Source organism: Desulfuromonas sp. AOP6, assembly GCF_009731355.2.
GTDB lineage: Bacteria > Desulfobacterota > Desulfuromonadia > Desulfuromonadales > SZUA-540 > SZUA-540.
This window is the reverse complement of record NZ_AP022810.1, coordinates 762,985-788,685: the sequence shown is the minus strand read 5'-3', so window position 1 is coordinate 788,685 and position 25,701 is coordinate 762,985. Positions and strand designations below refer to the sequence as shown.

General features: G+C 61.6%; 31 protein-coding genes and 1 riboswitch. Of the genes, 10 read left to right on the top strand and 21 right to left on the bottom strand.

Annotated features, from left to right (window positions below; genetic code table 11):
* Positions 1-18: 18 nt before the first annotated feature.
* The 4 genes from gcvT to folD all read right to left on the bottom strand — a co-directional run bounded on the left by gcvT (position 19) and on the right by folD (position 3,569).
* The gene (gene gcvT / locus AOP6_RS03760; RefSeq protein ID WP_155875292.1) at positions 19-1,110 is read right to left on the bottom strand and encodes a glycine cleavage system aminomethyltransferase GcvT; all 1,092 of its coding nucleotides are present in this window, start codon (positions 1,108-1,110) and stop codon (positions 19-21) included.
* Between the two features lie 18 nt (positions 1,111-1,128).
* Entirely contained in the window at positions 1,129-1,983 is an 855-nt protein-coding gene (locus tag AOP6_RS03755) for a methylenetetrahydrofolate reductase (RefSeq protein WP_155875291.1), read from the bottom strand.
* Between the two features lie 12 nt (positions 1,984-1,995).
* Positions 1,996-2,640, bottom strand: coding sequence for a methylenetetrahydrofolate reductase C-terminal domain-containing protein (locus AOP6_RS03750; protein WP_155875290.1), 645 nt, complete (start codon positions 2,638-2,640; stop codon positions 1,996-1,998).
* Positions 2,641-2,714: 74 nt separating this feature from the next.
* Entirely contained in the window at positions 2,715-3,569 is an 855-nt protein-coding gene (gene folD, locus AOP6_RS03745) for a bifunctional methylenetetrahydrofolate dehydrogenase/methenyltetrahydrofolate cyclohydrolase FolD (protein ID WP_155875289.1), read from the bottom strand.
* A 332-nt stretch (positions 3,570-3,901) separates the two neighbouring features.
* Here folD and AOP6_RS03740 point away from each other — a divergent pair, with 332 nt between their 5' ends.
* On the top strand, positions 3,902-4,879 hold the full coding sequence (locus AOP6_RS03740; RefSeq protein WP_155875288.1) for a diguanylate cyclase: 978 nt from the start codon (positions 3,902-3,904) through the stop codon (positions 4,877-4,879).
* A gap of 54 nt (positions 4,880-4,933) precedes the next feature.
* Here AOP6_RS03740 and AOP6_RS03735 read toward each other — a convergent pair whose 3' ends face one another.
* The 4 genes from AOP6_RS03735 to AOP6_RS03720 form a co-directional block, all read right to left on the bottom strand.
* Positions 4,934-5,188 carry a zinc ribbon domain-containing protein gene (locus AOP6_RS03735; RefSeq protein WP_155875287.1) on the bottom strand — a complete coding sequence of 85 codons (255 nt, stop codon included), beginning with the start codon at positions 5,186-5,188 and terminating at the stop codon, positions 4,934-4,936.
* 104 nt (positions 5,189-5,292) lie between these two features.
* Positions 5,293-5,589 (bottom strand): DUF167 domain-containing protein, encoded by a 297-nt coding sequence (locus tag AOP6_RS03730; RefSeq protein WP_155875286.1) that lies wholly within the window; start codon positions 5,587-5,589, stop codon positions 5,293-5,295.
* On the bottom strand, positions 5,590-6,117 hold the full coding sequence (locus tag AOP6_RS03725) for a DivIVA domain-containing protein (RefSeq protein WP_155875285.1): 528 nt from the start codon (positions 6,115-6,117) through the stop codon (positions 5,590-5,592).
* A gap of 13 nt (positions 6,118-6,130) precedes the next feature.
* Positions 6,131-6,424, bottom strand: coding sequence for a YggT family protein (locus AOP6_RS03720; RefSeq protein ID WP_155875284.1), 294 nt, complete (start codon positions 6,422-6,424; stop codon positions 6,131-6,133).
* Between the two features lie 277 nt (positions 6,425-6,701).
* On the opposite strand from AOP6_RS03720, the gene AOP6_RS03715 reads away from it, so the two are divergent.
* Positions 6,702-7,763 (top strand): 3-deoxy-7-phosphoheptulonate synthase, encoded by a 1,062-nt coding sequence (locus tag AOP6_RS03715; RefSeq protein ID WP_155875283.1) that lies wholly within the window; start codon positions 6,702-6,704, stop codon positions 7,761-7,763.
* Positions 7,764-7,827: 64 nt separating this feature from the next.
* On the opposite strand, the gene AOP6_RS03710 is transcribed toward AOP6_RS03715, so the two are convergent.
* On the bottom strand, positions 7,828-8,019 hold the full coding sequence (locus AOP6_RS03710; RefSeq protein ID WP_155875282.1) for a MerR family transcriptional regulator: 192 nt from the start codon (positions 8,017-8,019) through the stop codon (positions 7,828-7,830).
* 133 nt (positions 8,020-8,152) lie between these two features.
* On the opposite strand from AOP6_RS03710, the gene AOP6_RS03705 reads away from it, so the two are divergent.
* Entirely contained in the window at positions 8,153-9,106 is a 954-nt protein-coding gene (locus tag AOP6_RS03705; protein ID WP_155875281.1) for a diguanylate cyclase, read from the top strand.
* 74 nt (positions 9,107-9,180) lie between these two features.
* A complete protein-coding gene (gene glpK / locus AOP6_RS03700; protein ID WP_213194743.1) occupies positions 9,181-10,659 on the top strand; it encodes a glycerol kinase GlpK in 1,479 nt (492 codons plus the stop codon).
* Between the two features lie 45 nt (positions 10,660-10,704).
* On the opposite strand, the gene AOP6_RS03695 is transcribed toward glpK, so the two are convergent.
* Positions 10,705-11,016, bottom strand: coding sequence for a hypothetical protein (locus AOP6_RS03695; protein WP_155875280.1), 312 nt, complete (start codon positions 11,014-11,016; stop codon positions 10,705-10,707).
* 167 nt (positions 11,017-11,183) lie between these two features.
* A riboswitch (TPP riboswitch) is annotated at positions 11,184-11,287 on the top strand.
* 53 nt (positions 11,288-11,340) lie between these two features.
* On the opposite strand from AOP6_RS03695, the gene thiF reads away from it, so the two are divergent.
* From thiF to thiE, 5 genes are read left to right on the top strand one after another with little or no spacing between them, the layout of a single operon-like run.
* On the top strand, positions 11,341-12,150 hold the full coding sequence (thiF, locus tag AOP6_RS03690) for a sulfur carrier protein ThiS adenylyltransferase ThiF (RefSeq protein WP_155875279.1): 810 nt from the start codon (positions 11,341-11,343) through the stop codon (positions 12,148-12,150).
* An 11-nt stretch (positions 12,151-12,161) separates the two neighbouring features.
* Complete coding sequence (gene thiS, locus AOP6_RS03685; protein ID WP_155875278.1) at positions 12,162-12,362, top strand: sulfur carrier protein ThiS; 201 nt, start codon at positions 12,162-12,164, stop codon at positions 12,360-12,362.
* 48 nt (positions 12,363-12,410) lie between these two features.
* Positions 12,411-13,181: a thiazole synthase gene (locus tag AOP6_RS03680; protein WP_155875277.1), complete on the top strand. Its 771-nt coding sequence runs from the start codon at positions 12,411-12,413 to the stop codon at positions 13,179-13,181.
* Between the two features lie 2 nt (positions 13,182-13,183).
* Positions 13,184-14,314, top strand: a complete 1,131-nt coding sequence (gene thiH / locus AOP6_RS03675) for a 2-iminoacetate synthase ThiH (protein WP_155875276.1) — start codon at positions 13,184-13,186, stop codon at positions 14,312-14,314.
* 3 nt (positions 14,315-14,317) lie between these two features.
* On the top strand, positions 14,318-14,974 hold the full coding sequence (gene thiE / locus AOP6_RS03670) for a thiamine phosphate synthase (RefSeq protein ID WP_155875275.1): 657 nt from the start codon (positions 14,318-14,320) through the stop codon (positions 14,972-14,974).
* Between the two features lie 283 nt (positions 14,975-15,257).
* On the opposite strand, the gene AOP6_RS03665 is transcribed toward thiE, so the two are convergent.
* Genes AOP6_RS03665 through AOP6_RS03650 form a run of 4 tightly spaced genes read right to left on the bottom strand, consistent with a single transcriptional unit; the run spans position 15,258 to position 18,159 of the window.
* Complete coding sequence (locus AOP6_RS03665) at positions 15,258-16,112, bottom strand: DNA ligase (RefSeq protein WP_155875274.1); 855 nt, start codon at positions 16,110-16,112, stop codon at positions 15,258-15,260.
* A complete protein-coding gene (gene xthA, locus AOP6_RS03660) occupies positions 16,097-16,915 on the bottom strand; it encodes an exodeoxyribonuclease III (RefSeq protein WP_155875273.1) in 819 nt (272 codons plus the stop codon). Before xthA ends, AOP6_RS03665 begins: the two co-directional genes overlap by 16 nt.
* 29 nt (positions 16,916-16,944) lie before the next feature.
* Complete coding sequence (locus AOP6_RS03655) at positions 16,945-17,448, bottom strand: hypothetical protein (protein WP_155875272.1); 504 nt, start codon at positions 17,446-17,448, stop codon at positions 16,945-16,947.
* Positions 17,449-17,454: 6 nt separating this feature from the next.
* Complete coding sequence (locus AOP6_RS03650) at positions 17,455-18,159, bottom strand: spermidine synthase (protein WP_155875271.1); 705 nt, start codon at positions 18,157-18,159, stop codon at positions 17,455-17,457.
* A 221-nt stretch (positions 18,160-18,380) separates the two neighbouring features.
* On the opposite strand from AOP6_RS03650, the gene AOP6_RS03645 reads away from it, so the two are divergent.
* Entirely contained in the window at positions 18,381-19,661 is a 1,281-nt protein-coding gene (locus AOP6_RS03645; RefSeq protein ID WP_155875270.1) for a DEAD/DEAH box helicase, read from the top strand.
* Between the two features lie 90 nt (positions 19,662-19,751).
* Here the strand turns inward: AOP6_RS03645 and AOP6_RS03640 are convergent, their stop codons facing one another.
* The 7 genes from AOP6_RS03640 to AOP6_RS03610 are packed head-to-tail and all read right to left on the bottom strand — an operon-like array spanning position 19,752 to position 25,681.
* Complete coding sequence (locus AOP6_RS03640; protein ID WP_155875269.1) at positions 19,752-19,949, bottom strand: hypothetical protein; 198 nt, start codon at positions 19,947-19,949, stop codon at positions 19,752-19,754.
* 3 nt (positions 19,950-19,952) lie between these two features.
* Positions 19,953-21,179 carry an NADH:ubiquinone reductase (Na(+)-transporting) subunit F gene (nqrF, locus tag AOP6_RS03635; protein ID WP_155875268.1) on the bottom strand — a complete coding sequence of 409 codons (1,227 nt, stop codon included), beginning with the start codon at positions 21,177-21,179 and terminating at the stop codon, positions 19,953-19,955.
* A 14-nt stretch (positions 21,180-21,193) separates the two neighbouring features.
* Complete coding sequence (gene nqrE, locus AOP6_RS03630; RefSeq protein WP_155875267.1) at positions 21,194-21,802, bottom strand: NADH:ubiquinone reductase (Na(+)-transporting) subunit E; 609 nt, start codon at positions 21,800-21,802, stop codon at positions 21,194-21,196.
* Positions 21,802-22,422: an NADH:ubiquinone reductase (Na(+)-transporting) subunit D gene (locus AOP6_RS03625; RefSeq protein ID WP_155875266.1), complete on the bottom strand. Its 621-nt coding sequence runs from the start codon at positions 22,420-22,422 to the stop codon at positions 21,802-21,804. Before AOP6_RS03625 ends, nqrE begins: the two co-directional genes overlap by 1 nt.
* Complete coding sequence (locus AOP6_RS03620) at positions 22,415-23,194, bottom strand: Na(+)-translocating NADH-quinone reductase subunit C (RefSeq protein WP_155875265.1); 780 nt, start codon at positions 23,192-23,194, stop codon at positions 22,415-22,417. Before AOP6_RS03620 ends, AOP6_RS03625 begins: the two co-directional genes overlap by 8 nt.
* Positions 23,184-24,344 (bottom strand): NADH:ubiquinone reductase (Na(+)-transporting) subunit B, encoded by a 1,161-nt coding sequence (locus AOP6_RS03615; RefSeq protein WP_155875264.1) that lies wholly within the window; start codon positions 24,342-24,344, stop codon positions 23,184-23,186. The genes AOP6_RS03620 and AOP6_RS03615 overlap by 11 nt, the downstream gene beginning before the upstream one ends.
* Positions 24,341-25,681 carry a Na(+)-translocating NADH-quinone reductase subunit A gene (locus tag AOP6_RS03610; RefSeq protein WP_155877633.1) on the bottom strand — a complete coding sequence of 447 codons (1,341 nt, stop codon included), beginning with the start codon at positions 25,679-25,681 and terminating at the stop codon, positions 24,341-24,343. The genes AOP6_RS03615 and AOP6_RS03610 overlap by 4 nt, the downstream gene beginning before the upstream one ends.
* Positions 25,682-25,701 lie beyond the last annotated feature (20 nt).

Below are 25,701 nucleotides of genomic sequence, written 5' to 3'. Positions count from 1 at the left end.
GGTCAATACAGGTTGGGGTTATTTCTTCACAAAGGGTGTCTTCACAATGCGGGCTGCCACGCGGCGCTGACGGATACCCACCTGCAGCGCGGTGCCAATGGCAGCATGAGCCGGCTTCACCAGCGCCAGACCGATACCCACCCGCAGCGACGGCGACAGGGTGCCGCTGGTGACCAGGCCGACCTCCTCGTCACCGACAAAGAGAGGATAACCGGCGCGGGGAATACCTGCCTCAATCATGGAGAAGCCGACCAGACGGCGCGGCAACCCCTGTTCCTTGAGCCGGAGCAGGGCCTCGCGGCCGACAAAGGTGGGTTTGTCGAAGGCGGTGATCCAGCCCAGCCCGGCCTCCAGGGGCGAAATCTCCGGCGACAGCTCATGACCGTAGAGGGCGTATTTCATCTCCAGGCGCAGGGTGTCGCGGGCGCCCAGGCCGATGGGCTCCAGTCCGTCAGAAGCGCCGGCCTTCAGCAAGGCCTGCCAGATGGCCACGGCGGCGGTGGGGGCAAAATAGAGCTCGAAGCCATCCTCCCCGGTATAGCCGGTGCGGGAGATAATGGCCGGTTCGCCGCCCACCAGCCCCTCATAAAAGTGGTAGGTGGCGATCTGGTCGAGACGGGTATCGGTGAGGCGGGAGAGGATGGTCTGGGCGCCGGGGCCCTGCAGGGCCAGCTGGGCGAAATCGTCGCTGACGTTGTGCAGCTGGACATCGTCGAAATCCCCCTCTTCCAGCACTTCCTGCATCCAGGCGAAATCCTTGTCGATGTTGGAGGCGTTGACACAGAAGAGGTAATGATCGTGATCGAAGCGGTAGAGGGTCACATCATCCACCGTGCCGCCGTGCGGGTAGCACAGGGCGCTGTACTGGACCTGGCCGTTGATCAGGCGGCTGGCGTCATTGATGGTCAGTTGCTGGATAAAATCGAGGGCTCCTTTGCCCTTGACGGCAATCTCTCCCATGTGGGAGACATCGAAGAGGCCGGCGGCATGGCGAACGGCGAGGTGCTCGTCGATGACTCCGCGGTACTGCACCGGCATCTCCCAGCCACCGAAGTCGACCATGCGGGCGCCCATCTCCTTGTGAACGGCATTGAGCGGCGTCTTTTTCATGCAGTCCCTCCCTTTCCTTCAGGCCAGCATGGCCGGGATCAGCTCTTCATGACCCAGGCTCATGATATGAACCCCCTGGCAGATCTCCCGCGCCAGGGCGACCTGGCGACGAGCAATGGCGACTCCTTCAGTCAGGGGATCCGCCGCCTGCTCCAGGCGGTCCACCAGCTCTGGCGGCACCTGCACGCCGGGAATGTTGGCGTTGAGAAAACGGGCGACCGCGGCATTCTTCAGCAGCAGCACACCCAGCAGCACGGGAACGCCCACAGGGCGGGCGGCTTCCATGAAGCGGTGCAGTTTGTCTTCCGCGAAAACCGCCTGGGTCTGAAAGAACCGGGCCCCGCCCTCGACCTTCTTCCGATATTTCTGGAACATCAGTTCAAAGGGCTCGGCCGCCGGGGATACCGCCGCCCCGGCAAAGAAGCTGGGCGTGCCCTGCAGCTTCCGACCGGCCATATCCCAACCCTGATTCAGGTGGGCCACCGCCTGCAGCAGCTGCACGGAATCGAGATCGAAGACCGCCCTACCCTGCGGATGGTCACCGAAGCGCATATGGTCGCCGGAAAGAAGGAGGACATTCTCAATCCCCAGGGCCGCCGCGCCGAGCAGATCCGATTGCAGGGCGAGCCGGTTGCGATCACGGCAGGTCAGCTGCAGAATCGGATCGATACCGGCCTCCAGCATTCGGGCGGCCAGCACCAGGGGGGACAGACGCATATTGGCGCCCTGGTTATCCGTCACATTCACCGCCGTAATGCCTTGCAGCGAGCGGGCCTTGGCCAGCGCCGCCGACAGGTCCACCCCTTTGGGGGGCGCGATCTCCGTGGTGACCACAAAACGGTGCTGGCTTAACTCATTTTGAAGCTGCGACATCCCGACGCCTCCTCAGCCCAGTTTCAACCGCCCGGGCTTGCGCAGCTTTCCCCAGTTTTTGGGCGGCACGGGACGGGCAAAGACCCCCTGGCGCCCCTGTTTCTTCAATCGCTCGTAGATGCTGTGCCAGGCGCAGTCCACCTCCCGATCCGCCTCGCAGCGTCCCTCCTCCATGCCGCCACAGGGCCCGTTGAGCAGCCCCTTGGCACAGGTGGTCACCGGGCAGATACCCGCCGTTTCGTTGAGGATGCACTCGCCGCAGAGGGAACACTTCTCTTCATACTGTCCCAAACGACGGATGTTACCGAGAAAGAGGGAATCGAGACCGGCGATGACCCGTTTGTCGGTGTTGGTCGAGATGGATTGCACACCGGCGCCACAGGCGAGTACCACCAGGGCGTCCGCCTCAGCCACGGCGTCGCGGTGATGACGCAGGTCGCGAGCCGCGCGCATGATATGACAGGCCTCGTCGATGATCACGCTGCCGGTCACCTCGCGCCCCACGGAGGCCAGCCACTCCTGCAGCTGGAAGACCTCCTCCTCACCACCCGACTTGCAGGCGGTGGCGCAGGCGCCGCAACCGACGAGGAAGAGCCGCTTCTTCCCCTCCAGGTTATGCAGCAGCTCTTCGCGGTTTTTCTGCTGACTGATGATCATGGCGGTCCCTTAGGCAGCGGCGACAAAACAAAAGGCGCCCAGGAACACAGTGTCCTGAACGCCTTAGGGGTTGTCTATTGGCCGGCGGCGCGCCGTTTGGCGCTTTCCACCGTGTTGTACAGCAGCATGGTGATGGTCATGGGCCCCACCCCGCCCGGTACCGGCGTGATGGCGCTGGCCCGCTCGCGGGCGGCGGCGAAATCGACGTCGCCGACCAGCTTCTTTTCGCCGACCCGGTTGACGCCGACATCGATGACCACGGCGCCCTCCTTGATCCAGTCCCCCTTGACCATTTCCGGCCGGCCGACGGCGGCAATAACCACGTCGGCGGCCCGCACCTTGTCGGCCAGGTCACGGGTGCGTGAATGGCAGATAGTCACCGTGGCATGCTCGGCCAGGCACATGAGGGCCACGGGCTTGCCGACGATATTGGAGCGCCCCACCACGACCACCTCTTTGCCGGCCAGGTCGACGCCGGTGGCTTCCAGCATCTTCATGACCCCATAGGGGGTGCAGGGCCGAAAGAGGGGGTTGCCCGTCACCAGGCGGCCGACGTTGTAGGGATGAAAACCATCGACATCCTTGGCTGGCGCAATGGCTTCAAGGACCTTGTTCTCGTCAATGTGGGCCGGCAGGGGTAGCTGCACCAGAATGCCGTCGATGCGCTTGTCCCGGTTCAGCTCCTCGATCAGCGCCAGCAACTGGGCCTCGGTCGTCTCCGCCGGCAGTTTGTGTTCATCCGAGTAGATACCCGCATCGGCGCAGGCCTTCTCTTTCATAGTGACATAGACCCGGCTGGCAGGATCCTCGCCTACCAGAACGACAGCCAGCCCAGGCGTCGTTCCCCGGGCGATGAGTTGAGCCGTGTCGGCGGCAATGGCCTTCCTGAGACTGGCCGCAATCGCTTTTCCATCAATAATTTTGTCCACGTGTAAGAACCTCCTTCAAATGAAAACAACTATACGCAACCGAATATCGATTGTAAAGAATGTGAAGGCGTATACTTTTACACCCGGCTATCCAGAAAAAAAGTCCAGCAGGAGTCAAAATCTCGACAAATCCATTCAAACAGGTTAATATCCGCTCAATCTGGCCCAGAAGTCAAAATACCGACTCACCCCCAACAAGAACACGCCGCTGCAGCAGCCACAGGGGCACGTCGACACAGCATTTAAAACTTGGATAGATTTTTGCAGAATGATTAGGCCATAGCCGGCAACAGTGCAGGGGATACGAAATTTATTCCACAGGAAGGCCCTCGATGACAGCCACAAGCCTCGTGATAGGATCTTCACATAAAGATAACCGCACCCTGCTGGACAAGATCCAGGGAACTGCGGCCTTCAGTCATATCTGGAAGGAAAAGGACGTCAACCGGGCCATCAGCAGCGTCAGGACGCGCCCGGTCGACATGATCTTCTATGATGTCATCGATCCCGCTCGCGAAACATACGCCTGGATTCATCAGCTCTATGCCGACCAGAAGGGGTGCGACGTTCCGGTTTTTCTCTTTGCACGAGCCGGCGCGGAAGATGAAAAAATTCGTGGGCTGGAAGCCGGTGCCTGCGATTTTCTCAGCTTTGACACCTCGGCAAAAGAACTGGCCGCCCGCATTCGAACCCACCTTGAAAAGAAACAGCAGCTCACCCTCTTGCGGCAGGCCAAAGAAGACCTGGAAAAGCAGGCGACTACGGATGGCCTGACCGGGTTATTCAACCGCCGTTTCTTTCAAAGAGCCTTGGAGGCGGAAGTCGCCCGCAGCAGCCGCCTGAATCAAGCCTTCTCCCTACTCCTGGCCGACATTGACCACTTCAAGCAGATCAACGATCTCTTCGGGCATCTGGCAGGTGACGCCGCCCTTAAAGCCATCGCCGGAGCCATCGAGAGCAGCATTCGTCTTTCGGATACGGCCTGCCGTTTCGGTGGTGAAGAATTTGCCCTCATCATGCCGGGAACCTGCGGAGAGAGCGCCTTCCATGTGGCTGAACGGTTACGCCGAAAGATTGCCCGCCTGCGAATTCCAGAACTTCAGGAACACCCCCTGACGGTGAGCATCGGCATCCGTCCTGTCCCGGCAGGAGACATCACCGACACCACCCAGGTTCTGGCCGAAGCCGATGAAGCTCTTTATACGGCCAAGCGCCATGGCCGCAATCGCACCGAAGTTCATGAAAGGCTCAGCCCCGAGGGAACAGACTGGTCGGGGACCCTCTCCTTGCCGGCGACACAGCAGGCCTGATAAGCTGCACTGACGAAAAAAATCCCCGGACATCGCTTCTGTCCGGGGATTTTTTTATTCGTTGGCCGCCTTAGGGCAGCCGGCGCAGCCGCCGCCACTGCCGGCGCTGCTGCAGGCCGGGGCGCTGGCACCCCCCGCATAGCCCTGCTCGTACCAGCCGCCACCCCTGAGGGCAAAAGCCGTCTGCGAAATGAGCTTTTTCACCGGACCGCCGCAGGAGCGGCACTCCGTCAGGGGCGCATCGGAAAATTTCTGCATGGCTTCAAAGATCTGACCACATTTCTCACAGGCATATTCGTACACGGGCATGGCGATTTTCCTCCCAAAAATTAATTCGGTGGCAATTTAATAACTTCCGGGAATTTTGTCAAGGCAGAGGCGGCGGAAAAACAGAGCGGAAACAACCCGGAGCGCTAGAACAGATTCCTGAGGACGTCTTCCACATCGGCCCGCCGGACACCTTCGATCAGCAGACGCTTGTGGCGGGACTTCTCGCCGCCAACCAGGCGCACGCAACCCTTAGGGACCCCGAAAGTCTTGGCAAAAAACTCGCAGCACAGTCTGTTGGCGGCACCTTCCACGGGGGGCGAGGTCAACTTGACTTTCAACTCCTCGCCCTGCGGACCGACAATTTCATTACGGCTGGCGCGGGGCTGCACCCAAAGATCAATCGTCACTCCACCGGGGGCACCGTGTAGAAACGCGAACATCTAACGTTCTGGGCCAGAGTCGGTCTTCTCCAGGGGCAGATTCTCCTGCAGGAGGCGATCATCCCTGGTTTCATGGCGGACCTGCACCACCTCCAGGTCGAGCAGGCGCATGTGACTCTCCACCAGGGCCCGCAGGCTGCTCTCGAAGGAGATCTTCTGCCGCTTGACTTCCTGAATCTCACCGATCAGCTGGACGCGGCGATCTTCAGCAGACCGTAAAATGGCCTCGGCCTTGATCTCCGCATCGGCGATCATAACCTCCGCCTCCTTACGGGCGTTGGCTTTGATATCTTCGGTCATGCGCTGCGTCGTCAGCAGGGTTTCCTTGAGCATGGCCTCGCGCTGCCGCATTTCGTTGAGAGCGGAGCGGGTACGGGCCAGCTCTTCCTTGAGCTCATGATTCTGTTTGTGAATCCTCTCCAGCTCGTCGGCCACCTGTTCGAGGAACTGGTCAACCCCGGCGGTGTCATACCCGAGAAGTCGGGTCTTGAACTGCTGCTGGTGGATCTCCATGGGAGTGATGCGCATAGTTGTCTGTCCGTCAGAAGCTGTAAGCCAGCTGAAGCAAGAGGGCCTTCAGGATACGCTGTACAAAGGAAAGCCCGACAAGAAGCACAATCGGTGTGAAATCAATACCGCCGAAACTCAGGGGCAACACCCGTTGCATTCTTGACAGCACCGGGTCGGTGGCATTGTGCAGGAAGCGGACGATGGGATTGTAGGGGTCGGGATTCACCCAGGAGACAAGGGCCCGAGCGATAACAATGAATATATAGATGCTGAAGGCCAGGTCCACTACCTGGGCGACCGCCAACACAATTTCGCGAAGAATCATCAGGCACACCTCTCTAAACTGCGGTTTTCACGATAAAAAATGCGAGCAGACTTGTTTATACAGAATCCCAATCCCCCTGTCAAACGCTTTCCCCTGCCGCGCGAGACCGCTCACTGACGTTTTGCCGGCCTGAACGAATGTTCGATATAGACAGAACTGTGCGCAACTTTTGACTTTTTTAAAAAAAAGGTCTAAAGTTTCCCAGTCTGGCAGCACCGAGAGACTCCCCCTTCTCCCCCCTTTCGGTTCGTCGTAACCCCCGTCGACAGGAAAGCCCATGAAACGCACCAACAATCTCCGCATCCGCGGCCTGACCCCCATCATTTCACCCGCGGACCTGAAGCAGGTATTCCCTCTATCCGAAAAAATGGCTGACTTTGTCAGCTCTTCCCGGGAGCAGCTCACCGACATCCTAAACAACCGCGACAACCGTCTGATGGTGGTTGTTGGCCCCTGCTCCATTCACGATCCTCGGGCCGCGCTTGAATATGCTCAGAAGCTGGCCGTGCTTGCCCGCGAACTGAAAGACCAGCTTCTGCTGGTCATGCGGGTTTATTTTGAAAAACCGCGCACGACCATCGGCTGGAAAGGGCTGATCAACGACCCCGACCTCAACGGCACCCATCAGATTTCCAAGGGATTGGGGGTCGCTCGCGGCCTCCTGTCCAATATTACGGAACTGGGCCTGCCCATAGCCTGCGAAATGCTCGACCCCATCACGCCCAACTATCTGTCCGACCTGATCAGCTGGGGGGCCATCGGCGCCCGCACTACCGAGTCACAGACTCACCGTGAAATGGCCAGCGGGCTCTCCTTCCCCGTCGGCTTCAAGAATGGCACCGACGGCAGTCTGCAGATTGCCATCGACGCGATGGGCGCCGCCCGTCATCCTCACAGCTTTCTGGGCATCAACAACGAAGGGCATAACGCCATCGTCAAAACGGTCGGCAACCCTGACGTCCACATTGTGCTGCGCGGCGGCAATGACAAGCCCAACTACCATGCAGCAGACATCGCCCGCACCGAACAGATGCTGGAAAAAGTCGGCCTTAACAAGGCAATCATGGTCGACTGCAGCCATGCCAACTCACAGAAAGACCATGAGCGCCAGGAGGCCGTGCTGCAGGACGTCATGGAACAGATCGCCCAGGGCAACCAGTCCATCTTCGCCCTCATGATTGAAAGCTGCCTTGAATCGGGCAATCAGCCCATCGCTCCCCTGATTGACCTGCGTTATGGCGTCTCCATCACCGACAAGTGCGTGGACTGGGCTACCACCGAACGAATGCTGCGTCAGGCCGCCGCAAGACTGCAGGCCTGCGGAGGCCGCCCGACCTAAAATGACCGTCGCACCACATCCGGCCTGAGGGCGGTATTTTCTGCCTCCCTCAGGCCGTGCGGGCTCATTTTTCCTGCTTGCGCACCATCGCTTCCACCTGCAGCCTGACATCGTCGATATTCACGAAAGAAACCTTGCCTCCTTCGCGCTCGCAGCGTACCAGTCCTTCATCCACCCACTCGAGAACGGCGGCTTTGCCCACGCCGAACTTGTCTGCCGCCGATTCCGGCGAATACCAGGTCTTGACCAGAGACATATCTTCCTCCTGTTTATGCAAGTGTTTCAATTCATTATAGTCGAGGAAAAAAGATTGTCAGGGCGTGGGTTCCCTTATATCTTTACAAAATGGGCTGAATCCCTATAATAGGCGAAAAACAAAGAGGCGGTTCATGAACTCATCGATCCTTATCGTGGATGACTCCCCTACCCTCCGCCAGGAAATAATCCACATACTACGCAAAACTTCCCTGTTCAAGTTCTATTATGAGGCGGGAGACGGCATCGAAGGGTTCAAGGTTGCCCTGAACAAGCCCGTCGATATCATTCTCTGCGATCTGGAGATGCCGGGCATGGACGGGTTCAAATTCCTGTCCATGATGGGCACCCGCGACGAACTGCAGGACATTCCCGTTATCATGCTCACCGGCCGCGAAGGCCAGGAGACCAAGGTGCAGGCTCTGGAGCAGGGGGCCAGCGACTATGTCACCAAGCCCTTTGACCCCGCCGAACTTATTGCCCGCGTCAAGGTTCAGGTCAAGATCAAGTCTCTCCAGGACAGTTTGAAGAAGAGCAATGAGATGCTCCTCAGGCTTTCCAATACCGATCCGCTGACCCAGCTCTACAACCGCCGCTTTCTCACCGACGCCCTGGAGCGGGAAATGAATCGCAGTACCCGCAACAACAGCCCCGTGACCCTGGTCATGCTGGACATCGATCATTTCAAAAAAGTCAACGACACCTACGGACACCAGCGGGGCGATCTCATCCTTAAAGTCGTGGCGGACCTGCTCATGTCCAAAATGCGCGAATACGATTTGGCGGCCCGCTTCGGCGGGGAGGAATTTGCCCTGGTCTTGCCGGAAACCACACTGAAGCAAGGCGTCGAAGCGGCCGAGCGTCTGCGTCTGGCCTGCAGTGAGCTCTTATTCCCCGACGAACTGTCCGAACTTGAACTGACCATCAGTTTGGGGGTGGCCGCCTTTCCTCATCCCGACATCCACACCCTTGACGACCTGATCCGCGAAGCAGACTACGCCCTTTATCGCGCCAAGCGCACCGGCCGCAACCGTGTTTCGGTGCATGGCGACTGTCCGTCACCGCAGGCGGATGTCGCCTCGGTCTGAGGATCCCCTTACCCTTCAGCCAGGGGACCCTCTCTCGTCGGAAGTCATGAACCACTCCTGTGCGAAGGATTGCCATGTCCAGATACATCCTCGCTATCGACCAGGGTACTACAGGAACCACGGCTCTGCTCATCGAACGGGACCTGCGCATCACCGCCAAGGTCACGGTGGACTTCCCCCAGCATTTTCCCAGACCCGGCTGGGTCGAGCACGACGGTGAAGAGATATGGTTCTCGGTGATCCAGGCCATCCGTCGCGTTCTCGACGGCACCGGCGCCAATCCCCATGAAATAGCCGCCATCGGCCTGACCAACCAGCGTGAGACAACCCTGCTGTGGGATCGCGGCACGAGCCGGCCCTGCGCCCCCGCCATTGTCTGGCAATGTCGCCGCAGCGCCGATATCTGCGACGAGCTCAAAGAGCGGGGCGCCGAACCGCTGGTTCGCCAAAAAACCGGTCTGGTGCTCGACCCCTATTTCTCCGCCACCAAAATCACCTGGCTGCTGCGCCACCAGCCGGAGCTGCGTCGGCGGGCTGAGGCCGGTGACCTGGCCTTCGGCACCATCGACACCTTCCTGGTCTGGCGCCTCACCGGCGGCCGCAGTCACGTCTCCGACGTTTCCAACGCCTCCCGCACCCTGCTCATGGAGCTGCGTCGCCTGGACTGGGACAAGGAACTCCTCGACCTCTTCGAGGTTCCGGCGGCCATCCTCCCTGACATCGTCCCCTCCTCGGCCGTGTACGGCCAGACCCGCGGGCTTGACATTCTCCCCGACGGCATACCGGTGGCCGGTATGGCCGGCGACCAGCAGGCGGCCCTCTTCGGGCAGGCCTGCTTTGAGGCCGGCGAGGCCAAATGTACCTACGGCACCGGCGCCTTTCTGCTGCAGAACACGGGAGAAGCGCCGGTGGAGAGCGCACACGGCCTGCTGACGACGGTCGCCTGGCAGCTCGACGGCCGCACCAGCTACGCCCTGGAAGGGAGTGCCTTCATCGCCGGCGCGGCGGTGCAATGGCTGCGCGACGGTCTCGGACTCTTTCCCGCCTCGGCCGATATCGAACATCTGGCCGCCTCCGTCCCGGACAGCGGCGGCGTCGTCTTTGTCCCCGCCCTTACCGGACTGGGAGCTCCCCACTGGAAGAGCGGCGCCCGCGGCCTGATCAGCGGCATCACCCGCGGCACGACGGGCGCCCACCTGGCCCGGGCGACCCTGGAAGGAATGGCGCTGCAGATCCTCGACCTTGTGACCGCCATGGCCGAAGATCGGGGCGCCCCGCTACGGCACCTCAAAGTGGACGGCGGCGCCGCCCAGAACAACCTGCTCATGCAGCTGCAGTCCGATCTGTTGCAACTGCCGGTCGTCCGGCCACAGACGGTGGAAACCACGGCCCTGGGCGCGTCCATGCTGGCGGGTCTGGCCGTGGGGTTCTGGGAAAATCTGGATGAACTACGAGAGAGCTGGCAGGAAGAAAGGCGCTTTGGGCCGGAGATGGACGAAAAGCGCCGGCAAGCATTGATCCGGGGTTGGCGGCAGGCCGTGGAAAAAGCCTGAGAAGCCTATGATGGTTGGGGGACCCACGATACGTGGGAAGGGGTATTACAGCTCGTTGAGCAGGCGGTAGACCTTCTGTTCGACCTCCCAGACGGCCGCGCCCAGATCTTCAGCGCCAGCTTCTTCCAATAACAGCCGGGCCCGGTCCAGCCGGGTATGGGCGGCCAGCAGCACGGGGGTCAGTTCGGATTCCAGACGAATACGGGGAATCTCCCCGACCTGCTCTTTAAGCTCCTCCAGTCCGGCCAGCCCCTGGCGCACACCTTCGACAGCCTTGTCATCCGCCGCCCCTTCCAGTTGCTGCAACAGTTGAGCAGCCTCGTTCACCAGGTCTCGATAGCGATCTGAAATGGTCATGGTTTCATCCTCCTCTTCCCCCTGTCTATGCCCTGTCACACTCGCCTTTTGCAGGTCTTGGGAAGGGCCTCATAGTAATCAAATCCACTGTGAAAAACAACGGCAAAGGGAGAAAAAAGTTGACGAGCCCGCGGCGCTGTTGCTAACGTACCGATTCACCACAACTTGAAATGCCCTAGGGGAGTTTTTTACTGAGAGCCTGGCTACGGCGAGGCGACCCTTTGAACCTGATCCGGGTGATACCGGCGTAGGGAAGCGGCGCACGATTCGGGACTCTGGAACTTTCCAGCCGAAAAGGCCGCCCTCTGCGGCCTTTTCTTTTTTATGACCATTTATCTTAACGAAAATCCGCTCGAAGCCGGCGAAGGGATTACCCTTTACCAGCTACGGGATCGCTACAAGCCCGCCGCCGACGTCCTCATCGTCAACGGCTTTGCCTTGTCCAGCGACCGCCCCCTGGCCGAAGGAGACCGCGTCGTTCTCATCCGCCGGGGCGAACAGCCTTCGCCGGAAGAGCTCGAAACCCTGCTGTACGCCCGGCACACGCCCGGCGTCCAGGCCAAACTCAAGCAGGGCACGGTCGGCATCGCCGGTGCCGGTGGTCTCGGTTCCGCCGTTGCTGTCGCTCTCGCCCGCTCTGGCGTCGGCTGCCTCATACTGGCCGACTTCGACGTCGTCGAGCCCTCCAACCTCAACCGCCAGCAGTTCTTCGTCGACCAGATCGGGATGCCCAAGGTCGAGGCCCTGCGAGACAACCTGCGCCGTATCAACCCCGGCGTCGACATCCGCGTCTTTAACGGCCGCCTCACCCCTGCCAACATCGGTGAGTTATTTGCCGGCGTCGACGTACTGGTTGAAGCCTTCGATGCCCCTGACCAGAAGGCCATGCTCGTCCAGACCTTTCTGCAGGCGACCCCGAGGTCCCCTATCGTCGCGGCGTCCGGCGTGGCCGGAGCCGGGCCGTCCAACACCATCATTACCCGCCGGGCCGCCAGCCGTCTCTATCTGGTCGGTGACGGCGACAGCGAGGCCCGACCGGGCCAGGGTCTCATGGCGCCCCGCGTCGGCATCGCCGCGCACCACCAGGCCAACGCCGTGCTTCGCCTCCTTCTCGGTAAAGCTCCGGAGCAATAAAAGGATTTCTCATGACGATTCTACTCAATGGACGGCAAAAAAACCTGGAAACCGCGTTGACGGTGGCCGAACTTATCGAACAGCTGCAGCTGGCTGACGACCGGGTCGCCGTGGAACTCAACCGGGCCATAGTGCCACGGGAGGCCTTTGCCAGCACCCGCCTGCAGGATGGCGACCAGATCGAGATCGTTCATTTTGTCGGCGGCGGCTGAACCCTGACGCCCTCCCCCTCACCCTACAATCACCTTAAAGGAATGCATATGGACCAACTTATTATTGCAGGACGCGCCTTCAACTCCCGGCTGCTGGTCGGCACCGGTAAATTCGCCTCCAATGACGCCATGGTGGACGCCATGGAGAATTCCGGCTGCGAAATCGTCACCGTCGCCCTGCGCCGGGTCGATATCGACAATCCCCAGGACAGTATGCTGCGCCGCATCAACCGCGACAGATATCTGCTACTGCCCAACACCAGCGGCGCCCGCGACGCCGATGAAGCGGTGCGTCTGGCCCGCCTGGCCCGCGCCGCCGGTTGCGAACCCTGGGTCAAGCTTGAGGTGACCCCCGATCCCTACTACCTGCTGCCCGACCCCATCGAAACTCTCAAAGCGGCGGAAATCCTGGTCAAGGAAGGCTTCATCGTGCTGCCCTACATCAACGCCGATCCGGTGCTGGCTAAGCACTTGCAGGAAGTGGGCACCGCCACGGTCATGCCCTTGGGCGCCCCCATCGGCACCAACAAGGGACTGCGCACCCGCGACCACATCGCCATCATCATCGAGCAGGCCATCGTGCCCGTGGTGGTCGACGCCGGCCTCGGCGCCCCCTCCCACGCCGCCGAAGCCATGGAGATGGGCGCGGACGCCGTCCTGGTCAACACGGCCTTCGCCGTCAGCGGTAATCCCGGGGCCATGGGCGCCGCCTTCAAAAAAGGGGTGGAAGCCGGCCGCGAAGCGTTTCTGGCCGGACTGGGAGAACAGCGCCAACAGGCGGAGGCTTCCAGCCCGCTGACGGGCTTTCTGGGGAATTGAACATGAGTTTTCTCGACGTCATCCAATCATACAACTACCAGCAGGTCCTGACGGATATCGAAGACAAAACGGCCGCTGATGTGGAACGGGCACTGGTGTCCGAGCGCCTGCGCCCCGAAGACTTCAAGGCCCTGCTGTCACCGGCGGCGGCTGACTTCCTTGAAGCCATGGCCCAAAAGGCCCATCGCCAGACGGTGCAGCGCTTTGGCCGCAACATATTGCTCTACGCCCCCCTCTACCTCTCCAACGTCTGCAGCAACGGCTGCCGCTACTGCGGCTTCAACGCCACCAACAAGGTCGGCCGGCAGACTCTCAGCCTGGACGAGGTCGAAGAGGAAGCCCGCGCCCTGCGGGCCCGTGGCTTCGAGCATATTCTGCTGGTAACAGGAGAAGCCCCCGCGGCGGTGGACAACGACTTTCTGGCCCAGGTCGTGCGCCGCCTGACGCCGCTGTTCAGCTCGATCAGCATCGAAGTCTACCCCATGGATACCGACGGTTACCGGCAGATGGTCGGCGCCGGCGTCGACGGCCTCACCATCTACCAGGAGACCTACGACCGCAACCTCTACGCTGAGATGCACCCCTTCGGCCGCAAGAGCGACTACGACTGGCGCCTGCTCACCCCTGAGCGCGGCGGCGCTGCTGGTCTGCGACGCATCGGTCTCGGCGCTTTGCTCGGCCTCGGCCACTTCCGCGCCGAAGCCTTCTTTGTCGGCCTGCACGCCCTGCACCTCTCCCGTCATTACTGGCGCACCCAGGTCAGCGTCTCCTTTCCGCGCATCCGCCCCGCCGACGGTGGTTTCCAGCCCCTGCACCCGGTGTCGGACCGCGCCTTTGTCCAACTCATCTGCGCCCTGCGCCTGCTGCTGCCCGATGCCGGCCTGGTGCTCTCCACCCGCGAGAGCGCCAGCCTGCGCGACCACCTGCTCCCTCTGGGGATCACCCAGATGAGCGCCGGCTCCAGCACTGCTCCCGGTGGCTACCTGAACAAAGAGAAGAGCACCGAGCAGTTCGCCATCGACGACGACCGCAGTGTTGAAGAGGTCTGCCACATGATCCGCGCCAAGGGCTACGAGACGGTGTGGAAAGACTGGGACAGCGCTTTTCTCGACAAAGCTATCGGCAGCCGCTGAACCATGTCGGAACCGGGTGCCGTCGACTTCAGCCTCTACCTCATCAGCGATCGCCATCTCCTGGCGGACGGGCGTGATTTGGTCGAAGCCGTGCGTCTGGCTCTCATCGGAGGCGTCGGAGCCGTACAGCTGCGAGAGAAGGACCTGCCTGCCGCCGCTCTCTACACGCTGGCCAGAAAGTTGCGCGGCATTACCCGAGAGGCCGGTGCGCGTCTGCTCATCAATGACCGCATTGATGTCGCCCTGGCCGTGGATGCGGACGGCGTTCATCTGGGAGGCGCGTCTCTTCCCGTCGCTGTCGCCCGCCAGCAGCTCGGCCCGCATCGACTTATCGGCGTCTCCACTCACCGGGCCGGCGAGATTTTCACAGCTGCCGCTCAGGGCGCCGACTTTGTCACCTTTGGTCCCGTCTACGCCACCCCCTCCAAACTCCCCTACGGCGACCCCGTCGGTCTCGACGCCCTGCGCCAGGCTTGCTCTACAGCCCCCATCCCCGTCTTCGGCCTCGGCGGCGTCACATCTTCGCGCGTGCCAGAGCTGCAGGAAGCCGGTTGCACCCGCGCCGCCTGCATCGGTGCCATCCTGACCGCCGCCGATCCCGCCAACGCCGCCCGTGCTTTTCTGACGGCTTTGGCGCCTCAATCGGCCAAGCGGAGTTAAAAAAAATCCCCCGCTGCGGTCGCCTTGTACCGCTGCGGGGGATTGAGCCAACTCCAGAAAGGAATTCTGCTCTGCCTTACTTTTTCTCTTCGGGGAGCAGTCCCAACACCGTCCCCACAATCACACCGAACAGGGCCCCTGACCAGGGGCCGGCCAAAGCGCCTCAGGTATTACCGACGCATTGACCCAGATAGCCCAGAAGGGCGCCGGCCAGAGTGCCGACACCGGCAAAGATCACAATTTTAAGTCCTTTGTTCATCGTCACCTCACGAGAAAGTCCCGCCTACAGATTCCCATCCTGGCGCAGGCGCAGGTAGGAGGGGAAGCGCGGGATGCCTGATGGAAAGAATCCCTGAAATTTGAAGGTTATCAACGCGCCGACCGGCGGGGGCTCGTTGCGTTCGGCGTCCGTAAAGCCCGTGCCGAGGCGGAAGCGAATACCGTCCGGTATTTCGACCAGCAGCGCCCCCAGCCGACCGCGATGGCGGCCCTTACCTGGCAGGTGGGCGACGACCACGGCTTCGGCATCCTGCCAGCTCTTCACCTTGAGAATCTCGGCGCTGCGTCCGCTGGTGTAAGGCGCCTCGGGGCGGCGCACCATCAGGCCTTCGCCACCGGCCGCTTCCACCCGGGCCAACTCCTGGCGCAGGTGCTCACGGTCCCGCACGGGAACCTGGGGGATGACAAAGGCGTGGGGCGCCGGCTGATGGGCAAACCACTGCTGAGCCCGCTGCAGGCGCTCGATAAAGGGGCCACCACCATCGGGAACATCGAAAATGGCGAAACGCAGCTGCCGCCAGCCCGCGTCATCCTGGGCTCTCTGCACCACGGCCGCCGTCTCCGTAAAAGATCCCCGACCGCCCCAAAGTTCCCCTTCCAGGGCAAAGGGCGGCCAGCCGCTCAGAAAATCGGCGGGCGGCGTCAGGCGATAGCCGTTTTTGGAGCGCAGAGTCTGGCCATCCCAGTGGGCCCGCACGCCATCGAGCTTTTCGCTCATCAGCCAGCCGCTGACATCGACCTGCCCGCTGTCGACCTGTGCCTGCATGAATTCTGTGCCGGCACCGGCGGTCAGCGGCAGCAGGGACAGCAACGCCGCCGCCAGCAGAGCGAGCCCGCACCCCCTCAGTCCAGTGCGCATTCGACCCACACCGGGCAATGATCCGAGGGTTTTTCCATACCCCGGATCTCGTAGTCGATGCCGCTGTGCCGACAGCACTCCATCAGCGGCGCCGTCAGCAGGACATGATCAATGCGCAGGCCGCGTTTCGGCTCCGCTTCGAAGCCACGGCTGCGGTAGTCGAACCAGCTGAAGCGGTCGGCGGTATCAGCATGCTGCTCACGGAAGCTGTCGTGCAGACCCCAGTCCTGCAGGGCCTGAAACCAGGCCCGCTCTTCCGGCAGAAAGCTAGTTTTGCCCGTGCGCAGCCAGCGCTTGGCGTTGTCTGAGCCGATGCCGATATCCAAATCGACGGGGGCGATATTGAAATCCCCCATGACGGCCAGGGGAGCCAGCGGGTCGCAGGACGTCTGCAGATAGTGGCGCAGGTCGGCGTAAAAGCGCTCTTTGGCCGGAAACTTCACCGGGTGGTCGCGGCTTTCTCCCTGCGGAAAGTAGCCGTTGATGACCTGCAGGGTCTGCCCATCCGACAGGGCGAACCAGCCGCTGATAAAGCGTTTCTGGGCCTCGTCACCATCCTCGGGGAAACCGAGCTGCACCCTGAGAGGCGCGCGCTTGGACAGCAGGGCCACACCGTAGTGGGTCTTCTGACCGTGAAAAGCGGCCTGGTAACCGAGGGCCTCGATGGCCGTCAGCGGAAAATCCACATCCTGCACCTTGGTCTCCTGCAGACCGATAATATCGGGATCGTGCGTCCTGACCAGCGCTTCGAGCTGGTGCAGACGCGAGCGCAGACCGTTGACGTTGAAAGAGACCAGTTTCATGGTCATCCCTCCTTCTCGGGACAGGGAAATTAAAGGGCCGCCACCCTGTCGAGCATCTCCTGCGCGGGCCAAAGCCAGTTCCCCCGCACAGATGTGGGCCGTTCGTTCAGGTAAAGGGCGGCACCGGCCAGGTCGATCTCCAAAAGCTCGGCGCAGGTGACCAGGTAGCCTTCCAGATCCTGCATGGCGATATTCATCGCCCCCAGGACCGAACGGTCGGTGGCCCCATCGAAAGCTGGCGGTCCCAAGGCCAGGCTCACTCGCATGATTTTAGCGTCGGCCACGCCATGGGCGACCAGGCTCATGAGAAAAACATCCCTGAATACCCGGCCAAGATCCTCGAAATGGGCTTTCTTCAAGCCTGGCACAAAGAGCATGTAACGCGTTTCGTCATGACAGAAAAGAACACACTGGCGACGTCTGACCTGCACAAGGTTGGCGTGCCAGCTGCCGAGAGGGCTCTTTTCGACAAGAGGGGCGGGGGAAACCGCCGGAAGTTTAACCGCGAGTTTGCGCGTGCAGTGTAACAGCATGATTGTCTATCCCTTCGCCGCCGTTGCCCGACGCACCTTTTTCTTGGCCACGAAGACGACATGACGATAGCCTCCTCGCCCTGGCCGCTGGCTGCTGGTGGCAAAGCCAGCGGCCTGCAGGCGCTTGTCGAAGCCTTCATCGTAGTTCTCTCCCCAGACGGTGAAGAGCGCTTGCGGCTTCAGGATGGCATGGACATTGGCGATGGCCCGGCTGCCGTAAAGCGGATCGCCGCTGCGATCCGTTTTGGGGTGCGGGCCCTTGTAAAGATCAAAGACAACCGCGTCGAACCTGGCGCTGTCGGCGTCTCGGGCCGCGTGGCGCACATACTCGGCGACATCGCCAATTTCGATGGTGACGCGGGGATCATTCACGGCATGGTCGGTCAGCGGAGCCAAGGGACCCCGACACCACTGCACGACGATGGGATTGAGTTCGACCACCACCACCTGCGCCGTGGCGGGGAGGCAATCCAGCACTGCCTTGAGCGTGTAACCCATACCGAGGCCGCCGATGAGTACCCGTGGGGCGGCATGGTCCTTGAGATGACGGCAGCCAATCTGTCCCAAGACGACCTCGGAACGGTTGGAGAGGCTGTTCATAAGTACCAGACCGGCGACAAGGATGAGAAAATCCTTGTCGCCGCGCTGGCGTAGTTCGAGCATGCCCTCTTCGGTATCGATACATTCCAGGGTCTTCCAGGGTTGAGCCATGGTTATTCCTCATGAGAAGGTGCGGTAGCGCAGCAGGAGCCACAATACCTGCCACGGCGCCGAAAGGCAACCGGGATTTCCCTTGACAGCCTTCCCCCCGAGCTGTTAACGTCATGAACTATATAGTCGTTCCAGGAAACATGCGAAGTCACAACAAAGTCATCGTAAGCCCCGGAATCCCTCCGGGGCTTTTTTTATAGGAACGCGGAAAGAAGAAGTACATGCCGTTTCAATCGTTTCATTTCCATCCCCAGGTCGCCGCCGGCGTGACCGCCGCCGGCTACAGCACTCCGACTCCCATCCAGGCCCAGGCGATTCCACCTGTCATGGCTGGCCGCGACGTCATGGGGCTCGCCCAGACCGGCACCGGCAAGACTGCCGCCTTCGCCCTGCCGATTCTGCATCGCCTCATGGAAGGCAAGCGCGGGCATGTGCGGGCCCTGATCATCGCCCCGACCCGGGAACTGGCCGAGCAGATCCACGGCGCCATCAGCAGCCTGGGAGAGCAGACCCGACTGCGCAGCCTGACCGTCTATGGCGGCGTCAACATCAACCCGCAGATACAGAAACTCAAGCGCGGCGCCGAAATCGTGGTCGCCTGCCCCGGCCGCCTGCTCGACCATATCCGTCAGGGCACCATCGACCTGTCCCGTCTGGAAGTTCTCGTCCTGGATGAAGCTGACCAGATGTTCGACATGGGCTTTTTCCCCGACATCCGCCGCATCCTCGGCCATCTCCCCGCCAAGAGGCAGACCCTGCTCTTTTCGGCGACCATGCCGGCGGAGATCCGCAAGCTCTCCAGTGAAGTGCTGCGCGATCCCCTGACCGTACAGGTCGATCGGGTGTCGCCGGCAACCACCGTCAGCCACGCCCTCTACCCCGTGGCCCCGCACCTCAAAACCGACCTGCTGCTGCAGCTGCTGCAGCATACCGACACCGGCTCGGTGCTGGTCTTCACCCGCACCAAGCACCGTGCCAAAAGACTGGGACTGCAATTGGAAAAGGCCGGTTACAAAGCCGCCTCCCTGCAGGGAAATCTGTCGCAGAACCGGCGCCAGGCCGCTCTCGACGGCTTTCGTGACGGCAGCTTTCAGATCCTGGTGGCGACGGACATTGCCGCCCGCGGTATCGACGTCTCCCAGGTCTCCCACGTGGTCAACTACGATATCCCCGACACTCCCGAGACCTACATTCACCGTATCGGCCGTACCGGTCGCGCCGCCCGCAGCGGCGACGCCTTCACCCTGGTGACCGGCGAAGACACGGCCATGGTGCGCGCCATCGAGAAGGTACTGGGAAAAGCTGTCGAACGGCGTAAAGTCGCCGGCTTCGACTACGACCAGCCCGCCCCGCCCAAACAGCCCCAGGCCCCGCGGGCGCCTCGTCCCCAGCGGCAAAATGCCAAGGCGGCCCCAGCCAGCAAACCGGGCAACGGCAACAGCCGTCCCCGGCGTCCGACGGGACAGAAAAGAACAGGGAGCGTGCAGGCAGCCACCCGCTGACGCGCCCCTTGGGTTTTACTCCAGATGTGACACGAAAGGCGACCCCAACCGGGGCCGCCTTTTTTTTATGGCCTACCTGCCTCGCCTCTGTTAGTGGGGACAGCGATCCTGCCCGCCACTTTCCTCGCGACTGCAGTACTCTTCCGGCGGGCGTCCTTCGGCGGCGCAGTGGCAGTCCAATGGCTCGCCACAGCGACGGCGCAAGGGCGGCCGCCGAAAAAGAAGGCCTATACCCAGGCAGGCGAAGGTGAAAATGAAGGCGAGCAGCACGACCAGAAAGGTGGTCATGGGCTACATTCCGAAGTCATCGTAGAAGATGCTTTCAGGCTCGACACCGAGGTTCTCCATCATCTCCCGGGCAGCCACGAGCAGCATGGGCGGCCCGCACAAATAGTATTCGCAGTCTTCCGGTGCCGGGTGGTTCTTGAGGTAGCGCTCGTAAAGCACCTCATGAATAAAGCCCGTCGGGCCCTCCCAGTTATCCTCAGGCAGGGGGTCGGAGAGGGCCACATGCCAGGTAAAGTTGTCATACGCGGCCGCGAGTTCCTTGAAGTCCTCGTCGTAAAAGAGCTCCTTGAGGCTGCGGGCCCCGTACCAGAAAGAGATCTTACGCTTGGTCTTCACCCGCAGCAGCTGGTCAAAAATGATGGAGCGTAACGGAGCCATGCCGGCACCGCCGCCGAGGAATATCATCTCCGCCTCGGTGTCACGGGCGTAGAAATCGCCGAAGGGGCCGCTGATCGTCACCTGGTCGCCGGGCTTGAGATTAAAAATATACGAGGACATCTTGCCGGGCGGCACGTCGGGGTGGCGGGGTGGTGGCGTCGCCACGCGCACGTTGAGCATGATGATCCCCGGCTCACCGGGATAATTGGCCATGGAGTAGGCCCGTTCCACCGGCTCTTTGACCACCGACGTGTATTGCCAGAGATCGAAACGATCCCAGTCACCACGGAACCGTTCCTCGATGTCGAAATCCTTGTAATGGACTTCATGGGGTGGCGCCTCGATCTGGATGTAGCCACCGGCCCGGAAATCGACCGCTTCGCCTTCCGGCAGCTCCAGCACCAGCTCCTTGATGAAGCTGGCCACGTTGCGGTTGGAGCGTACCGTGCACTGCCATTTGCGTATGGCAAAGATTTCCGGCGGCAGTTCGATTTTCAGATCCTGCTTGACGCTGACCTGACAGGAGAGCCGCAGCCCCTCGCGGGCTTCGCGGCGGTTAATGTGCCCCGTCTCCGTGGGCAGAATGGCGCCGCCGCCCTCCTTGACCTTGACCAGGCACTGCCCGCAGGAGCCGCCGCCGCCACAGGCGGAAGGGATATAAATCCCCTGCGCACCAAGGGTCTGCAGCAGCTTGCTGCCGGGACTGACCTTGAGGGCCTTATCCTCCTCGTCGTTGATGACGATCCTGACCTTGCCGCGCGGCACGAGAAAATAGCGCGCCGCCACGATCAGCGCAACGAGAAGCAGAATAATGCCGGTAAAAAGAGAGACGCCGAGAACGACTTCAAGCATGGAAAAATCCGTTGTTATAATTGGATCCCTGAAAAGGCCATGAACGCCAGGGACATGAGTCCGACCACGATAAAGGTGATACCGAGACCGCGCAGACCGGCCGGGATGTTGCTGTAGTTAAGCCGGGTGCGAATACCGGCCAGAGCGGTAATGGCCAAGGCCCAGCCGGTGCCGCTGCCCAGGCCGAAGACGATGCTTTCGCTGAAACTGTAGCTGCGCTCCACCATGAAGAGGGAGCCGCCCAGAATCATACAGTTGACGGTAATCAGGGGCAGAAAGATGCCCAGGGCGGCGTAAAGGCGCGGCACGTATTTATCCAGCACCATCTCCAGAATCTGCACGATGGCGGCGATGACGCCGATATAGCAGATCAGTCCGAGAAAGGTCAGATCGACGTTGTCGAGACCGGCCCAGGACAGGCCCCCTTCCCGCAGCAGGTAGCGGTAGATGAGGTTGTTGATGGGCACGGTGAGGGTCTGTACCACGACCACGGCCAGCCCCAGACCCAGAGCCGTGTCCACCTTTTTGGAGACGGCCAGAAAGGTGCACATGCCGAGAAAGAAGGCCAAAGCCATGTTCTCGATAAAGACGGCGCGGATGAATATGTTGAGATAGTGCTCCATTACTCTTCCTCCACCTGATCCTTCTTCCAGGTACGCAGTACCCAGATGAGCAGGCCGATGATAAAGAAGGCGCTCGGTGGCAGCAGCATGAGCCCGTTGGTCACGTACCAGCCGCCCGACTGGGTCAGGCTGAAGACCTGCAGACCGAAGAGACTGCCCGAGCCGAACAGTTCGCGCAGGAAGGCCACGAGAAGCAGAACCAGGCTGTAGCCCAGACCGTTGCCGATGCCGTCGAGAAAGCTCATGCCGACGGAATTCTTCATGGCGAAGGCTTCCGCACGCCCCAGCACGATGCAGTTGGTGATGATGAGGCCGACAAAGACGGAGAGCTGCTTGCTGATATCGGGAAGAAAGGCCTGCAAAATCTGATCGACTACAATGACCAGCGAAGCGATGATGGTCATCTGTACGATGAGGCGGATACTTCCGGGAATCTGCCGGCGGATGAGGCTGACCGAAGCGCTGGAAAAGGCGACCACGGCCGTGACCGCCAGGGACATGACCAGGGCCGTCTCCAGACGGGTCGTCACCGCCAGGGCCGAACAGATCCCGAGAATCTGCAGGGCGATGGGATTGTTGTCGAAAATCGGCCCGAACAGGGTTTTGCCCATCTTACCCATTGAAACCCTCCTGTCGCAAACGCTCCAGATAGGGACCGAAACCATCCGGCCCCAGCCAGTAGCGCAGCAGGTTGGTCACGCCCCTGGTCGTCATGGTCGCCCCGGAAATACCATCGACCTGATAGCGGGCCTTGGCGGAATCCTCATCCACCTGGCCACGCAGCACCTCGATACGCACCTCCCCCTTATCGTCGAAGACCACCTTGCCCGGCCACTGGGCCAGCCATTGGGGATTGTCCACTTCACCGCCCAGTCCGGGAGTCTCCCCATGTTCATGGAAACCGAAACCGGCAACGGTGCGCAGATCGGGTTGCAGAGCGATATAGCCGTACATGGTGGACCACAGGCCCTTGCCGTGTACCGGCAGCACCACCTGGCGAACCTCGCCTTCCTGCCGGATCAGGTAGACAGGGGCAAAACGCGACCGGGTGCGCAGGCCGGCGCTGTCCAGATCGGCAGGAATGGTCCGATTCAGGGAAGGATCCCTTGCCGCCCGCTCCTGGTTGAAGGCTTCCGGGTCGAAGGCATCGCTGTAACTCCCCGTCGCCAGCTCGACCAGACGAGGATCGACATGAGCCTGCCAGAATTCATAAACATCGTCCGTCGAGTTCATCAGGCCGGTGACAGCGAGGACATCGCCATAGTGGCGGACCAGAGCGTCCCGCTCCTTCTTGGCGCGCAACCCGGCCGTGGTCCCCGAGACCAGCAGGGAGCAGACGAAACAGACGAGGAAAGCGACCAGAAAAGTGCGGCCGACGGTATCATTGGCCATAGCGCATCCTCCGGCGCCGCATCTGTGCCTTGAGCACGAAGCGGTCAATCAAAGGGGCCAGCACATTGCCAAACAGGATCGCGAGCATGGTTCCTTCCGGAAAAGCCGGATTGAGTACCCGGATAAGAATGAGCATCGCACCGACGAGCAGCCCGTAAAACCATTTGCCCGTATCGGTCAGCGCCGAAGAAACCGGATCGGTCGCCATAAAAACCAGGCCGAAGGCGAGGCTGCCCAGCACCAGGTGCCAGTGTGGTGGCACGGAAAAGAGCAGGTTGCCTTCGCTGCCGACGGCGTAGAGGAGAGACGAAAGACCAACGGCACCCACCAGCACGGCCAGCATGGTGCGCCAGGAAGCGACGCCGGTAAAAAGCAGGATGGCGGCGCCGATCAGACAGGCGAGGGCCGAAGTCTCGCCGGGAGCCCCCGGAATAGTGCCGATAAAAGCCTGCAGCCAGCTCCAGCCCTGCTGCACTTCGAGCAGACCGCCTTCGGCGGCGAGGGCCAACGGTGTGGCGGCACTCACCCCGTCGACGGGCACATAGGAATTACTGCTGGAAAACTGCCCCGGATAGGCGAAGTAGAGAAAGGCATAGGCCGTCAGGGCAGGATTCATGAAATTCCGCCCGGTGCCGCCGAAAATTTCCTTGCCCAGGACAATGCCGAAACTCACCCCCAGGGCTGCCTGCCACAGAGGGATGGCCGGCGGCAGGATCAAGGCCAGCAGCAGGCCGGTAACTCCCCAGCCCTCATTGATCTCCAGTTGGCGCACCGAGGCAAAGAGCGCTTCCCAGAAAAAAGCCACAAACCAGCAGACCAACAGCAGCGGCAGAAAGTAAAGAGCCCCCAGCAGCAGGTTGTCCCCCAGGTAGGCAGCATCGTGGCCGATGCCGAAGAGGGAGAAGACCCCCTGCCGCCAGCCTTCGAGGCGGGCGAGCCCTTCGGCCTGCATGGCCCGGTGCATCTGATAGCCGCTGTTCCACATGCCGAAAAAGGCGCAGGGAAGCAGCGCCACAACCACCGCCAGCAGAATGCGTTTGAGATTCAGGGCGTCGCGCACATGCGGGGCGTTCGCCGTTGTCCTAGGCCTGGTGCGCCAGACACCAGCCAGAGCACGTTTAATGGGAGCAAGCCGGTCCGCGGCCATCATCCCTCCTTCTCAATGTCATCAAGAACGTTGCGCAGCAGCGGTCCGAAATCGTTTTTCCCCGGGCAGACAAAACTGCACAGGGCCAGATCCTCCTCGGCCAGGTCGAGGCAGCCGAGCGCCCGCGCGTCTTCACTGTCTCCCGCCGCCAGCGCCCGCAGGAGATAGGTGGCGGAAACATCCAGCGGCAGCACCTGCTCATAGGTGCCGATGGGATAGATGGCCCTCCCTTCCCCTCCCCGCGCTGTGGTGAAGCCGTGCGGGCGCCGCCGGGCCATCCCGCCGGCAAAGAGATTGCGCACCGACCAGGAGCCGAATCCCGGCCGCAGCCAGCTCAGCGAGACGGGGGTATCCAGCGCTTCGGGCAGCGCGCAGGCCTGCAGATGATAGCGGCCGAGAAAGCCGAGGGGACCGCGGGCGGCATGACCACTCAGGGGCGATCCGGATAACAGCCGCTGACGCCCGTCGACCAGTTCGTCCCGCAGCAGGTCGCCCAGCTGTGCACCCAGACGGGTACGCAGCAGACGCGGCTTGCGCATGCCTTCTCCCCCCAGGGCAATGACCCGCTCCAGCCGCAGCTTCCCGCGCACAAAGAGATGGCCGATAGCGATGACATCCTGATAGCCGATGTGCCAGACGGGGCGCTCGACATTGACGGGGTGCAGGTGGTGAATGTGCGTGCCGACCAGCCCGGCCGGATGGGGTCCGGCAAAGGCGACCGCCTCGAAGCCTTCCCCCTGAGGCAACTCCAGCCCCGGTGCCTGGCAGACGTAACGCGGGCTCTCGCACAAACGACTGAGCACGCGCAAGCCGCACCTGAAATTATCGTGCTGCTCGCCGAGAACGACCGCCACATCGGCGGCCAGCGGATCACTGGCCATGGCGGTGACGAACAGGGCCGCAGGCATTTCCGCCGGGTCGGGCACGCGGTCGAAGGGTCGGCGGCGCAGGGCCGTCCACAGGCCCGACTGCAACAGGTTGTCGACGACCTGCTGGCGCGAGAGCTGCGACAGACGATTTTCCGGGTAGTTCGGAAAGGTTTCCGCCCCGTCACCTTCCAGGGCGATCTCCACGGCCAGCAGCACCCGCTTGGGCCCACGGTGAATAGCCGTCACCCGCCCGGCTCCCGGGGCGGTGAAACGCACGTCGGGGCAGCGCTTGTCGGTGAAGAGCGTTTGCCCGGCCCGCACCCGATCCCCCTCGGCCACTTCCATGGTCGGCTTGAGACCGGAATAGTCGGGGCCCAGAAGGGCCACGCGCTTTACGGAGGGTCCGTTGTGGATATGCTGTTCAGGTTGTCCGATAAACGGGATATCGAGCCCGCGCCGTATCTGAATGATTTTCATGGGGTGGATTTCAC